The organism is Vannielia litorea, from assembly GCF_018424695.1.
Lineage (GTDB): Bacteria > Pseudomonadota > Alphaproteobacteria > Rhodobacterales > Rhodobacteraceae > Vannielia > Vannielia litorea_A.
Map to the genome: position 1 here is coordinate 34,451 of NZ_QTNQ01000007.1, position 13,538 is coordinate 47,988.

At 66.6% G+C, this 13,538-nt stretch carries 11 protein-coding genes; 6 read left to right on the top strand and 5 right to left on the bottom strand.

The annotated features are described in order from the left end of the window. Nucleotides 1–106 precede the first annotated feature (106 nt). A complete protein-coding gene (gene ytfQ, locus DYI42_RS04265) occupies nt 107–1,060 on the bottom strand; it encodes a galactofuranose ABC transporter, galactofuranose-binding protein YtfQ (protein WP_213544683.1) in 954 nt (317 codons plus the stop codon). A gap of 11 nt (nt 1,061–1,071) precedes the next feature. On the opposite strand from ytfQ, the gene DYI42_RS04270 reads away from it, so the two are divergent. Beyond that, a complete protein-coding gene (locus DYI42_RS04270) occupies nt 1,072–1,245 on the top strand; it encodes a hypothetical protein (RefSeq protein ID WP_213544684.1) in 174 nt (57 codons plus the stop codon). A gap of 49 nt (nt 1,246–1,294) precedes the next feature. Here DYI42_RS04270 and DYI42_RS04275 read toward each other — a convergent pair whose 3' ends face one another. Both DYI42_RS04275 and DYI42_RS04280 read right to left on the bottom strand, forming a co-directional pair. Next, nucleotides 1,295–2,941 (bottom strand): long-chain-fatty-acid--CoA ligase, encoded by a 1,647-nt coding sequence (locus DYI42_RS04275; RefSeq protein ID WP_213544685.1) that lies wholly within the window; start codon nt 2,939–2,941, stop codon nt 1,295–1,297. Then, the gene (locus tag DYI42_RS04280) at nt 2,941–4,596 is read right to left on the bottom strand and encodes a thiamine pyrophosphate-binding protein (protein ID WP_213544686.1); all 1,656 of its coding nucleotides are present in this window, start codon (nt 4,594–4,596) and stop codon (nt 2,941–2,943) included. The genes DYI42_RS04275 and DYI42_RS04280 overlap by 1 nt, the downstream gene beginning before the upstream one ends. 164 nt (nt 4,597–4,760) lie before the next feature. On the opposite strand from DYI42_RS04280, the gene DYI42_RS04285 reads away from it, so the two are divergent. From DYI42_RS04285 to DYI42_RS04305, 5 genes are all read left to right on the top strand, one after another. Then, a complete protein-coding gene (locus DYI42_RS04285; RefSeq protein WP_213544687.1) occupies nt 4,761–5,897 on the top strand; it encodes a TAXI family TRAP transporter solute-binding subunit in 1,137 nt (378 codons plus the stop codon). 86 nt (nt 5,898–5,983) lie between these two features. After that, nucleotides 5,984–8,011 carry a TRAP transporter permease gene (locus DYI42_RS04290; RefSeq protein ID WP_213544688.1) on the top strand — a complete coding sequence of 676 codons (2,028 nt, stop codon included), beginning with the start codon at nt 5,984–5,986 and terminating at the stop codon, nt 8,009–8,011. Continuing rightward, complete coding sequence (locus DYI42_RS04295) at nt 7,998–10,073, top strand: 3-hydroxyacyl-CoA dehydrogenase NAD-binding domain-containing protein (RefSeq protein WP_213544689.1); 2,076 nt, start codon at nt 7,998–8,000, stop codon at nt 10,071–10,073. The genes DYI42_RS04290 and DYI42_RS04295 overlap by 14 nt, the downstream gene beginning before the upstream one ends. A gap of 9 nt (nt 10,074–10,082) precedes the next feature. Then, nucleotides 10,083–11,270 carry an acyl-CoA dehydrogenase family protein gene (locus tag DYI42_RS04300; RefSeq protein ID WP_213544690.1) on the top strand — a complete coding sequence of 396 codons (1,188 nt, stop codon included), beginning with the start codon at nt 10,083–10,085 and terminating at the stop codon, nt 11,268–11,270. Between the two features lies 1 nt (nt 11,271). Next, complete coding sequence (locus tag DYI42_RS04305) at nt 11,272–12,312, top strand: acyl-CoA dehydrogenase family protein (protein WP_213544691.1); 1,041 nt, start codon at nt 11,272–11,274, stop codon at nt 12,310–12,312. Here the strand turns inward: DYI42_RS04305 and DYI42_RS04310 are convergent. Then, the gene (locus tag DYI42_RS04310; RefSeq protein WP_213544692.1) at nt 12,303–12,731 is read right to left on the bottom strand and encodes a PaaI family thioesterase; all 429 of its coding nucleotides are present in this window, start codon (nt 12,729–12,731) and stop codon (nt 12,303–12,305) included. The two genes, DYI42_RS04305 and DYI42_RS04310, sit on opposite strands and share 10 nt — an antisense overlap. Next, the gene (locus DYI42_RS04315) at nt 12,728–13,531 is read right to left on the bottom strand and encodes an IclR family transcriptional regulator (RefSeq protein ID WP_213544693.1); all 804 of its coding nucleotides are present in this window, start codon (nt 13,529–13,531) and stop codon (nt 12,728–12,730) included. The genes DYI42_RS04310 and DYI42_RS04315 overlap by 4 nt, the downstream gene beginning before the upstream one ends. Nucleotides 13,532–13,538: the final 7 nt, after the last annotated feature.

Here is a 13,538-nt window from a genome sequence, read left to right on the forward strand (position 1 = left end):
GACGTCTGCTTTTCATGAAGTTGCCCCTCCCCGCGACAGCCTAGCACGAGCCATCGCGGAGAGAGAACGGGCCGGGTAAAGGAAGGTGCCCCGGCCCGGGGGAGCCTTAGTAGCCGAGGCCTTTTTTCATCTCGTAGATGGCCTGGTTGTCATCTTCGGAGGTGAAGAGCTTGCTCTCGGTCTGGATCCACTTTTCGGGCGCGGTGCCGTCGGCGAAGTAGGCTTCGAGCGCATCCAGCGCGGGGCCGGCCATGTTGGGCGTGAGCTCGATGGTGGCGTTCATCTCGCCGTTGGCGATGGCGAGGTGGGCATCGGGCACCGCGTCGATGGCGACGATCTTGATGTCTTCACCCGGCTTCAGGCCCGCTTCCTTGATCGCCTGGATCGCGCCCACGGCCATGTCGTCGTTGTGGGCATAGAGCGCGCAGATGTTCTCGCCGCCTTCGGCCTTGAGGAAGCTTTCCATTACAACTTTGCCCTGCGACCGGGTGAAGTCGCCGGTCTGGCTGCGGACGATTTCGAGGCCGTCGGCCCCGGCGATGCCCTCTTCAAAGCCCTTCTTGCGGTCTATGGCGGGCGAAGAGCCAGTGGTGCCTTGCAGCTCGACGATGCGGCAGGGCTCGCCGGCCATTTCATCGGCCAGCCACTGGCCGGCCACGCGGCCCTCGTGCACGAGGTCGGAGGTCACGGCGGTGAGGTAGAGGCTGTCGGGCGCGTCGACCGTGCGGTCGAGCAGGACGACCGGGATATCGGCGTCGGAGGCTTCCTCCAGCACCTCGTCCCAGCCGGTGGCAACGACGGGGGCGAGAAGGATGGCATCGACACCCTGGGCGATGAAGCTGCGGATGGCCTTGATCTGGTTTTCCTGCTTCTGCTGCGCGTCGGCGAACTTGAGGTCGATCCCGCGCTTTTCGGCTTCCTGCTTGGTGACGGTGGTTTCAGCCGCGCGCCAGCCGGATTCGGACCCGATCTGACTGAAGCCGATGGTCATATCGGCAGCCATGGCGGCGAAGGGCGTAAGGGCGATTGCGCTCGCAAGGAGCGTTGCTTTGACGTTCATGATTTCCTCCCATGGAACGTTTTCCGTTCGTGGTCTCGATTAAGTATTACTTTATTATTTTTGGCAATGGGGTTTGTCACGGCGGCGTGAGAAATTTTATTTATCCAAATAATTCAAATCACTACGACGCACTCCTCATGTTGCCGCCACGCCGTGGCCAGCGCGAGAGCCAAGTCACTCAGTGAGACTCGGGGGGCCCTCGTGGCACAGGTGGGCCAGCTCTGGGCGTGTGGATCAGGCGCTTTCCCGCGCGGCCTCGTCCATGAGGTCGCGCCACTGCACCTTGCCTGAAGGGGAGCGCGGGAGGGCCTCCACGAAGACGATCTCCTTGGGCACCTTGTAGGCGGCCATGTTGGCGCGGCACCAGGTGGTGATCTCTTCCGCCGTGACCTCGCCCTTGGGGACGATGTAGGCGCGGACGCGCTCGCCAGTGCGGGCGTCTGGCCTTCCGATGATGCAGCATTCGGTGATCTTCGGATGCGCGTGCATGAGCCCCTCCACCTCGGTCGGCCAAACCTTGAGGCCAGAGACGGAGACCATGCGTTTGACCCGGTCGACGATGTAGAAGAAGCCGGTTTCGTCGTAGCGGCCGATGTCGCCGGAGCGCACGAAGCGCTTGCCGTCGATCGTGATGTGAGCGGCTTCGGTTTCCTCGGGGCGATTCCAGTAGCCGAGGAAGTTCTGGGGCCCGTGCATGATGATTTCGCCGGGTTCACCGGGACCGAGTTCGGCGCCGGTTTCGGGGTCGATCACGCGGCTGTCCACGTCGAAGATGGGGATGCCGAGGCATTGGCGGCGTGGGGCGTCGAGCGGGTTGATGTGGGAGGGGGCCATGGTTTCGGTCATGCCGTAGCCTTCGATGTAGTCGAGGCCGGTGAGATCCTTGAGCTTGGCAGCAACGGCCTCTGGCATGGAGGCGCCGCCGCCGCCGATCACTTCGAGGGAGGTGAGATCGTAGCTGTCGAGGTCGGGGTCGTTCACGAGGTCGATGGCCATGGTGGTAATCGAGCGCCAGCGGGCGACCTTGTAGCGTTCGATGAGATACGCGGCGAGCGCGCGATCCCACCGGGTCATCAGGATGATCGGTTCACCCTTGAGGATGGGAGCATTCATCGAGTTCTGCATGCCGGTGACGTGGTAGAGCGGGAGGCTCGCCAGCGTGGTGCCGTTGCCGCGCGTGGGGTTCCAGACCGTGTTGCCGACGCAGGTGGACATTACCGTGCGGTGCGAGTGCATGCAGCCCTTGGGCTGGCCGGTGGTGCCGGAGCTGTAGGGGATGAGGGCGAGATCGTCGGGCTGGGCGGTGATGGGCCCCGGGGTTTGACCGGCGGCGGCGGCGTCGGACCATGGGGTGACGCGGGGATCGGTTGAGGGCTGCGGTAGGGCGTTCAGCGGCTCGGGGAGTGTGAAGGGGAAGGCCGGGTCGGTGTGTTCGGCGTAGGCGGCGGCGAGGATGTGGCGCAGCGGTGTGCCCGCGAGATAGGGCAGAAGCTCTTGCCCGGCGAGGGCCGCCCGCGCGCCGGTGTCTTCGCAGAGGTAGGCGAGTTCGGCGGCGCGGTTCATCGGGTTGACGGGGACAACAACGGCATCGGCGCGCAAAATCGCGTAATACCCGGCGATGAACTGGGGGGAGTTCTGCATGTAGAGCAGCACCCGGTCGCCCTTGGCCACGCCCTGCGCCTGGAGCCAACCGGCCAGCGCCTCGACCTCTGCCGCCAGCGCGCCATAGGTGATTTGCCTCCCGTAGTAGGTGATCGCCGGGGACTCGGGGGTGGCCTCGGCGCTGAGGGCGAGGTTTTGGGCGATGGAGCGCGCGGGCAGCTCGATATGCAGCGGCACGCCCTTGGGCCAGCTCGGCAGGTGGCGGGTGAAGGGGGCCATCAGCCTTTGCCTCGCTGGCGTAGCTGGGTAACGGTGACATAGGCCGAGATCGCCTCGGCGGAGGTGCTCACTGCCAGCAGCGCCGCGCCGGGGTGGGCGAGGAAGTTGGCGACGGTGGCCTCCACGTCATCGCCGGGGGCGAGGGAGAAGGCCCCTGCCCCGAAGCTGGCGGCCCAGGCGGCGAAGTCGGGGTTGGCGAGATCGGTGCCCGAAACGCGCTCGGGGAAGTCGCGCTCCTGGTGCAGGCGGATGGTGCCATAGGTGCCGTTGTCGGCCACCACCAGCTTGGGCGTGGCGCCCTTGGCGATGGCGGTGGCCAGCTCTGCGCCCGTCATCATCGCGCCGCCGTCACCGGCAAAGCCCAGCACGCAACGGCCCGGAAAGCGCAGCGAGGCGGCGACAGCACCGGGGATGCCGAGGCCCATCGCCCCGCCCACCGCGCCGATGGCGAGTTGGGAGCCATCCCATGGCCAGAACTGGTGGACCCAGCCCGAGAAGTTGCCCGAATCGGTGGTGACGATGGTATCGGGCGGGGCTTGGGCGGCCAGCTCGGCGGCGACCACGCCAAAATCCAGCCCGTCCTCGCGGGGTTTCGCCTGCGGCTTGAAGGCCAGCGCGGCGGCGTTGCAGCGCGCGGCCCAGCCGGCGCGGTCGGGGGCTTTGGGCGCGGCCTGCGCGAGGGCCTGCGCGAAGGCGGCGGGCTCGGAGGGCACGGCGAGGGTGGGCCGGTAGAGCCGCGTGAGCACGGCGGCATCGGGCCAGACGTGGATAAGCGGCTGGGTCGGCTCGGGGGCGGCGGGGATCTGGTAGCCCTGGGTGGGCACATCGCCAAGGCGGGTGCCCAGCGCCAGGATCAGATCGGCCTCGGCCAGGGTCTTCCAGAGCGAGGGCGGCACCTTGAAGCCGAGGTTTCCGGCGTAGAGGGGAGAGAAATTATCAAACACTTCCTGATGCTTGAAGGTGGTGGCCACGGGAATCCCCTGCGCTTCTGCCAGAGCCTTGAGGGCGGCGCGGGTTTGGGGCGCGGCGAAGCCTCCGCCGGCGAGAATCAGCGGGCGCTCGGAAGCCGCCAGCAGCGAGGCGGCGCGGGCGATATGGTCTTCTGAGGGGCCGGGCGTGGGCACCGGGGTTGGCGCGATGACCGCCGCCGTCACGTCATCGGTGAGCATGTCTTCGGGGAGGGCCAGAACTGCCGGGCCCGGTGTGCCGGAGCAGGCGGCGGCCCAGGCGCGGGCAAGGGCCTCGGGGAGGCGGAAGGCGTCTGTCACCTCCTCGACGTGCTTGGCGAAGGAGCCGAAGACGCGGGCGTAATCCATCTCCTGAAAGGCGCCGCGCCCGCGCTCGTGGCGGGCAACCTGCCCGACCAGAACCACAAGCGGCACGGCGTCTTGCTCGGCCAGATGCAAGGCGATGGCGGCGTTCATCGCGCCGGGGCCGCGGGAGCAGGCCAGAAGGCCGGGCTTGCCGGTGAGCTTGGCATCGGCGACGGCGGCCATGCCTGCCCCGCCCTCGTGCCGGCAGACCACCAGGTCGACCGCGTTCTGCCCGTGCAGCGCATCGAGCAACGCAAGATAGCTTTCGCCCGGAACACAGAACAGCCGGTCTGCCCCATGGGCCACCAGGCACTCCACCAAAAGATCGGCGGCTCGCACCATCGTATATCTCCTCCCCTTGCGTCTTGACCGACGCCCCATGGTGATAGATGCTCCATTTGCGAAACGCAATTCCGCAGAGCGCGCCAGCGACCTGCGGAGGCGCGGAAGGCGGGAGGAGGAGACCCGGGCCAACCGGGGCTGCCCGCACCATTTGGGAGGAATGAATGAAACAGACGATTGCAATGCTCGCCGGGGTGCTGCTGATGGCGGCCCCCGTGGCGGCGCAGGAGACGGCGCTGCCCAAGCAGATGAGCTGGACGGCCTATGACACCGGCTCTGCGGGCTACAACCAGGCCGTGGCCATTGGTGCCGCGCTTCAGGACACCTACGGGATCAACCTGCGGGTGCTGCCCGGCAAGAATGACGTGAGCCGCACCGAACCTTTGCGGCAGGGCCGGGTGGAATTTTCCGCGACCGGCGTGGGCGGCAGCTTCATGTCGCAGGAAGGCGCGTTTGACTTTGGCGCCGAGAACTGGGGGCCGCAGCCCATTCGGGTGATTGCGGCCAACAACGGCGGGGCGATCAACCTTGCGGTGGGCGTCGCGGCCGACCTCGGGATCGAGGAGTTCAGCGACCTCAAGGGCAAGCGTGTAGCCTATATCGTCGGCGCACCGGCGCTGAACGTGAACACCGAGGCCTACCTCGCCTATGGCGGTCTTACCTGGGACGACGTGGAGGTGGTGGAGTTCGGCGGCTTCGGCGCCTCGTGGAAAGGCCTGATCGAAGGGCAGGTGGATGCCGCCTTTGCCTCGACCAACTCGGGCCTGGCCTATGAGGCAGCTTCCAGCCCGCGCGGGCTGTTCTGGCCGCCGATCGACCCCGAGAACACCGAGGGGCTGGCCCGGATGCAGGCGATTGCACCCTTCTTCGTGCCCAACGTGGCTGTTGTCGGCGCAACCATCGACGACACCGATGGCTACGCGGGCGCGGGCTATGCCTACCCGGTGCTGGTGGGCACCGCCTCGACCGATGAAAAGATGGCCTATGCGATGACCAAGGCGATGGTGGACCTCTACCCGCAGTTCGAAGGCAAGGCCCCGGGCATCAACGGCTGGGCGCTGGACAAGCAGGATATGCAGTGGGTTGCCCCCTACCACGACGGCGCGATCCGCTATTACACCGAGGCCGGGCTGTGGAATGACGAGGCGCAGGCCCATAACGACAGGCTGCTTGCCCGGCAGGCGGCGCTCTCTGCCGCCTGGGAAGCGCTGAAGGCCGAGGGTCCGGACAACTGGGAAGAAGCCTGGCCGGAGGCCCGCCGCAAGGCGCTGGCCGATGGCGGCTTCGAGGTGGTCTTTTGATCCGCTGAGACGGAACGAACCACATTGGCCGGGGCGCGGGTTTCATGTCGCGCCCCGGCTGAGTTTCCGAGCAGGATGAGGCCGCGATGACCGCCGAAGAGACCCGCCCAAAGGGGGCCGAGATCGCCGACCCGGACGCCGCCCCCGCTGCTGGCAAGGGGCGGGCCGATGCGGCCGCCCGCTGGGCGATTGGGGGGGCGACCGGACTGGGCCTGCTGATGGTGATCCACCAGCTCTTCAACCTTCAGATCGGCGGGTTGGTGCTGATCGAGGGGCGTTATCTTTATCTATTGGGCGGACTGTTTCTGGCTGTTGCCTTCCTCGTCTTTCCGATGCGCGGGCTGAGGGGTGACACGCCCGGCCTGATCGACTGGCTGCTGGCCGCCGGCACGCTGGGCTGCACCGCCTACCTGACCGCAACGGCGCAACGAAACCTGTCTGAGGGCTGGGAATATGCCGCGCCGGAGGTGGCGATCTGGGTGAGCTATGCCTTCATCGCGCTGGTGCTGGAGGGCACGCGGCGGGCCGGGGGCACGGTGCTGTTTGCCATCGTGCTGGTCTTTGCGCTCTATCCCACCTTTGCCAGCCATGTGCCTGACCCCTTCTCGGGGTTTCAGAGCAGCTTTGGCGAGGCGATGAGCTACCATGTCTATTCATCGGAAAGTTCCTTTGGCATTCCGATGAAGGCCTTTGGCGGCGTGGTCATTGGCTTCATCCTGTTTGGCGCCGTGCTGCAACGCACGGGCGGGGGGCAGTTTTTCAACGATCTGGCACTTGGGCTCGTGGGCGGGTTTCGCGGCGGAGCCGCCAAGGTTTCGATCTTCGCGAGCGGCTTCATGGGGAGCATGTCGGGCTCGGTGATCTCGAACGTGCTGACCACGGGGGCGGTGAGTATTCCGGCGATGCGGCGCACGGGCTTTTCGAAAGAGACGGCGGCGGCGACCGAGGCCTGCGCCTCGACGGGGGGCGTGCTGATGCCGCCGATCATGGGGGCGACGGCCTTCGTGATGGCCTCGTTTCTGAGCCGTCCCTACGTGGAAATCGCGATTGCGGCGGCGATCCCCTCGCTGCTCTTTTACTTCGGCCTTTTCGCCCAGATCGACGCATATTCGGCCCGGCGGGGCCTCAAGGGCATTCCGCGGGCTGAACTGCCGCGCTTGCGGACGGTGCTGAAGGACGGCTGGCTTTATGTCAGCGTCTTTGCGCTACTGATCTTCATGCTGATCGTGCTGCGGCGCGAAACATCAGCCCCCTTCTATGCTACCGCCTTGCTCTTGGCCGTGAACCAGCTGCTGCCAGGCAACCGCCTGTCACTGCGCGGGCTTGGCCAGATGTTCGTGGGCGTGGGCGCGGGGCTGGCGGAGCTGACCGCGATCCTGCTCGGTGTGGGCCTCATCGTCGGGGCCTTCTCGGCCACGGGCCTCGCGGGCACGCTGGTGAATGAGCTGGTGTTCATTGCCGGAGACAACACGCTGGTGCTGCTGCTCATGGGCGCGTTGACCTCCTTCATCTTCGGGATGGGTATGACGGTGACGGCCTGTTACATCTTCCTCGCCGTGGTTTTGGCCCCTGCCCTTGAACAGGGCGGGCTGAACCAGCTCGCGGTGCATCTGTTCATCCTCTACTGGGGCATGGTGAGCTACATCACTCCGCCGGTGGCGCTCGGGGCCTTTGCGGCTGCCACCATGTCGGGCGCCTCGGCCATGAAGACGGGGCTGGAGGCGATGCGGCTGGGCGGGGTGATTTACGTGGCGCCCTTCTTCTTCGTGCTGAACCCCGCACTGATCGGTGAGGCCCCGGCGCCGGAGGTGGCGGTGGCGCTGGTTTCGGCGCTGACCGGGGTGGCGCTGCTGAGCTTTGGCTTGCAGGGCTACGTGAGCTTTCTGGGGCCGATCCGAGGGGCCTTCGCCCTCCCCCTCAGGGTGGCGCTTTGCGCAGGCGGCGTGGCCTTTGCCATCCCCCATACCGAGGAAACCGGGCTGGGCTACGGGGCCACCGCGCTGATCGGGCTGGCACTGGCCGCCCTGCCCCTTGCTGCCGCCGCGCTGGCGGGGCAGCGTGCGGCGCAACTGCAAGAGACAGGACAGACAGGGACGAGCAATGCAGGTGAATGACGTCATTTCCATCGAGCGCGAGGGGCCGCTGGCGCTGATCGTGATCGACAACCCGCCGGTGAATGCCGCGGGCCACGCGGTGCGCGAGGGGCTGTGGAAGGCCGTGGAGGCCGTTGAAGCGGACGATGGCGTGGAAGCGGTGGCGATCTACGGCAAGGGCCGGGCCTTCATTGCCGGGGCGGATATCAAGGAGTTCGGGGGGCCACGGCTGGAGCCGATCCTGACGGATGTGTGCAACCGGATTGAGGCCTGCCCCAAGCCGGTGGTTGCGGTGCTGCATGGCTCCTGCTTTGGCGGCGGGCTGGAGGTGGCGATTGGCTGCCATGCCCGGGTGGCGGTTCCGGGCGTGAAGGTGGGCTTTCCGGAGGTGACGCTGGGGGTGATCCCCGGCGCGGGCGGCACACAGCGCGGGCCGCGGCTGATGGGGATCGGCGCGGCGCTTTCAATCATCACCACCGGGCAGCGGCTGGCGCATGGCGACGCGCTGAGCTGCGGGCTGGTGGACCGGATCGAAGAGGGCGAGCCGCGCGAGGTGGCGCTGCGGATGGCCGAAGAGGCCCGCACCGGCGCCCTGCCCTGTCGCAAGACCGGCGAGATCGAGGTGACGCCTGACCCCGAGGCGATTGAGGCCACCAAGGCGCAGCTTGCCGCAAAGCAGGCGCATCTGTTTGCTCCCCATCGCGCGGCGGAGGCGGTGGCGGCCTGCACCGGCCCGCTTGAGGCGGGGCTGGCACTGGAGCGAGAGAAGTTTCAGGCCTGTATCGAAAGCCCGCAGCGAGCCGGGTTGATCCATGCCTTCTTTGCCGAACGCGCAGTGGAGAAGATCCCCGAAGCGGGGGCGAAGCCACGCGAGGTGGCCACTGTGGGCGTGATCGGCGGCGGCACGATGGGATCGGGCATTGCCACGGCCTGCCTCAACGCCGGGCTGACCGTGCGGATGAATGAGCGCGACGAGGAAGCGCTCGGGCGCGGGCGCGAGACGGTGGCGGCCAACCTCGACGGCGCGGTGAAGCGCGGCAAGATGAGCGAGGCCAAGAGGGATGCGGCGCTGGAGCGGTTCAAGCCCTCCACCGCGCTGGAGGATTTTGCCGATTGCGACCTCGTGATTGAGGCGGTCTTTGAAGACATGGGCGTGAAGCGCGATGTCTTCGGGCGGCTCGACGGCATCTGCAAGCCGGGCGCGGTGCTGGCCTCGAACACTTCTTATCTGGATGTGAACGAGATTGCGGCCTGCACTTCGCGGCCCGAGGATGTGATCGGGCTGCACTTCTTTTCACCGGCGCACATCATGCGGCTGCTGGAGGTCGTGGTGGCTGAGAAGACCGCGCCCGAGGTGGTGGCGACGGGGTTTGCGCTGGCCAAGAAACTGCGCAAGGTGGCGGTGCGCGCAGGCGTCTGCGACGGGTTTATAGGCAATAGAATCCTCAGCCATTACAAGAAGGTGGCCGACTACCTGATGCTCGACGGCGCGGCGCCCGAGGAGGTGGACGCGGCGATGGAGGCCTTCGGCTTTGCCATGGGCCCCTTCGCGGTGAGTGACCTTGCCGGGCTGGACATTGGCTGGGCGCAGCGCAAGCGGCTGGCGCCTTCGCGCCCCTCCGAGGAGCGCTACGTGGCGGTGGCCGACCGGATCTGCGAGGCGGGCCATTACGGACGCAAAACGGGCCGTGGCTTTTACATCTACGAAGGGCGCGACAAGCGGCCCGACCCTGAGGTGGCGGCGATCATCGCCGAGGAACGCGAGAAGGCGGGGGTGACACCGCGCAGCTTCAGCACCGAGGCAATTCAGGCGCGGTTCATGACCGCGATGATCTCGGAGGCGACGCGGGTGCTGGAAGACGGCATCGCGCTGCGGCCCATCGACATAGATGCGGTGTTTCTCTTTGGCTACGGCTTTCCGCGCCACCGGGGCGGGCCGATGCACACGGCCGACGTGATCGGCGCCAAAGAGCTCGTGGCGCGGATTGAGCGCTATTCCGAGGAAGACCCCTATTACTGGCAAGTGCCTGATCTGCTGCGGAAAATGGCGGCGGACGGCAAGACATTCGCCGAGATGAACTGAGGTAACCCGATGGACCTTTCTTATTCCCCAGAAGAGCAGGCCTTTCAGAAAGAGGTGCGCCAGTTTCTGGCCGATGAGTTGCCCGAGGACATTGCCGCCCGGGTGAAGGCGGGCGGCGAGGTGTCGAAGAAGGACACCGAGCGCTGGCACGCGATCCTGCAAGCTCGCGGATGGCTGGCGCAGACCTGGCCGGAGGAGCATGGCGGGCCGGGCTGGGGGCCGGTGGAACGGCATATCTTCGATGAGGAGGCGGCGCGGGCCTATGCGCCACGGATTCTACCGTTCGGGCTGCAAATGCTCGGGCCGGTGCTGATCAAGTTCGGGAGTGACGAACAGAAGGCGCATTATCTGCCGCGAATTTTGGACGGCACGGATTGGTGGTGCCAGGGGTATTCGGAGCCGGGGGCAGGCTCCGACCTGGCCTCGCTCAAGACAAAGGCGGTGCGCGAAGGCGATGAGTATGTCGTGAACGGGCAGAAAACCTGGACGACGCTGGGACAGCACGCCGACTGGATCTTCTGCCTGGTGCGGACGGACGGCTCGGGCAAGCCACAGGAAGGGATTTCGTTCCTGCTGATCGACATGAATACGCCGGGCATCGAGGTGCGGCCGATCCGGCTGATCGAGGGCGGGCATGAGGTGAACGAGGTGTTCTTCACCGACGTGCGGGTGCCAGCAGAGAACCTTGTCTGGGAGGAGAATGACGGCTGGACGGTGGCCAAATATCTGCTGACCCACGAGCGGACCGGCATTGCCGGAGTGGGCTTTTCCATTGCCGCTTTCGAGCGGGTGAAGGCACTGGCGGAGCGGACCATGCGGGGGGGCAAGCGGCTGATTGACGATCCGCTCTTTGCCGCGCGGCTGGCCGAGGTGGAGATGGACCTTGAGGCAATGAAGATCTTCAACCTGCGGATGCTGGCCGAGGCGCAGCGGGTGGGGCACCCCGGGGTGGAAACCTCGATGCTGAAGATCCGCGGCACCGAGGTGCGCCAGGCGCTGAACGACCTTTATCGCCGCGCGCTCGGCCCGGCGGCGGCGCTGATCCCCGGCGAGGCGCCGGGTGGCAATGCCGCGCTGGTCGCGCCCGAGGATGAAGCGGCGGCGGCGAGCTACTTCAACAACCGCAAGATCAGCATTTTCGGCGGATCGAATGAGATTCAGAAGAACATTCTGACCAAGGCCATGCTGGAGCTCTGACATGAACTTCGAAATGACAGATGACCGCCGGATGCTGGCTGACAGCCTGGGCAAGCTGCTCGGGAGCCATTTCGGAATCGAACATCGCAACTCTGTGGCCTATGAGGCGCCGTTCCATGACAAAGCGGGCTGGAAAGCCCTGGCAGAGATTGGAATTCTCTATGCCTTCATCTCCGAGGATGCGGGCGGCATGGGAGGCTCTGGCTTTGATCTGCTTGCAGTATTCGAACAAATGGGCGCAGCGCTTTGCCCCGAGCCTCTGCTGGGCGCGGCCATGGCGGCCCCGCTCTTGGCCGAGGCGGGGGAAGACCTTGAGCCGCTGCTTTCGGGCGAGGCGATCTATGCGCTGGCCGTCGATGAGCCGGATGCACCGTGGGACGCGGATGCCGGAACGACGGAGGGCGGAGACACGCTCACCGGGCGCAAGACCGCCGTTTACGGAGCCAATGCAGCCACCCATTTTCTGGTGAGCGCCCGGCAGGCGGGCAAGCTGTCGCTGTTTGAAGTGAAGGCCGAGCAGGCTGCCGTTTCGCCATGGGGGATGATCGACGGCGGCGGCGCGGGCGAGCTGATGCTTGACGCAACGCCTGCCCGCTGCCTGCTCCCCGATGCCGGGGAGGCCATTGCCGCCGCGCTCGACTGGGGGCGTCTGGCGCTTTGTGCCGAGGCGGTCGGCGCCATGGATTGGTGCTATGCGACCACGCTCGACTACCTCAAGAGCCGCAAGCAATTCGGCCGCGAGATTGGCAGCTTCCAGGCGCTTCAGCACCGGATGGTGGAGATGAAGACCGCGATCGAGCAGGCCCGCTCGATCACGATTCTGGCCGCCGACCGGATGGACAGCCGCTCCGTGGCGATGGCCAAGAGCCTTGTCGGGCGCACGGCGCGGAAAGTGAGCGAGGAGGCCATTCAGCTGCATGGCGGGATCGGGATGACCTGGGAGTATCCGCTGAGCCACTATGCCAAGCGGCTGGTGATGCTCGATGCGCAGCTGGGCGATGCCGATTTTCACACCGCGCGGGTGGCGGCGCGCTACGCCTGAGGCGTGCGATAGCGGAAGACGCCGGTGGCACTGGCAACCAGATTGCCGTGCTCGTCGCTGAGGCGGGCCTCGGCGAAGAAGGTCTTGCGCCCGCCGCCGGTCTTTCGACCTTCGGCAATTAGCCGCGCGCCCTGCGCCTGCCCCTGAAAGTTGACCGTCATCGAGAGGGTCATCGCCATTCGCTTCTCGCCCGCGTCACCAGTGTAGCTGCCCGCGTAGCCCATGGCGGTGTCGAGCAGCACCGAGAGCGCCCCACCGTGGGGGATGCCGTGGCGGTTTTCCACCGCATCGAGCGGCGCAAGCTCAACCCGTGCGCAGCCCTCGCCCCAGCCAGTCACTTCGAAGCCGACGAGGGATTGGAAGGGATAGGGCGGCTCGATCAGCTCGGGCGCGATGGCAGGCGCAGCCTCCCAGCTCATGTGCCGGCCTTGCGGCTCAGCGCTTCGGCGGCGGCCAGCAGGCGCTCGGCGTAGGCATCACGAAGCTCCTCCGGGGACACGAGGAAAGAGGGGCCGCCGACGTTCATGGCAAAGATCCTGTCACCGTTGAGCGAGACGACGGGCACCGCGATGCCGTTGATCTCGGGGCGCCAGTCGCCGTAGCCGGTTGTGTAGCCGAGGGTGGCGTAATCCTCGACGGCCTTGGCGAGGCTCTCGCGGTAGCGGGGCACGTCATCAGGCCGCTCACGCTTGGCGAGATCGAGGATGTGGGCGTGCTGCTCTTCTGTCATGGCGGCAAGGATCGCGCGACCGATGGCGGAGTGGAACAGCGGGAGGCGCGCCCCAACGCTCATGCTGAGCGAGACGGCCTGCTGCGAGCGCTGCACGCCGACATAGACCGCCTGAAGCCGGTGGTGCTCGGCGAAGGCGGCGGTGACATGAGGGTTTGGCCCCTCGCAGAGAGCACGCATCTCAGGGCGGGCGCGCTCGGAGGTTTCCATGCCTGCAAGCACGCCGTAGCCCAGCGCCAGAACGCCGGGGCCGAGCCGGTAGGTGCCATTTCGCTCGGAGTGCACGAGATAGTCGAGCCGCCGCAGCGTGTAGGTCAGCCGCGAGATGGTGGCCTTGGGCAGGCCGGTGCGGGCGGCGATTTCCTGGTTGGTCAGTTCGGTTTCGGCGGGGCGGAAGCAGCGCAACACCTCCAGCCCGCGCGCCAGTGCGGTGATGAAGTTGCGGTCATCGCTCTCCAGCCCGGCTTCGATTTCGTCGCTTGCGTCCACGATGCTT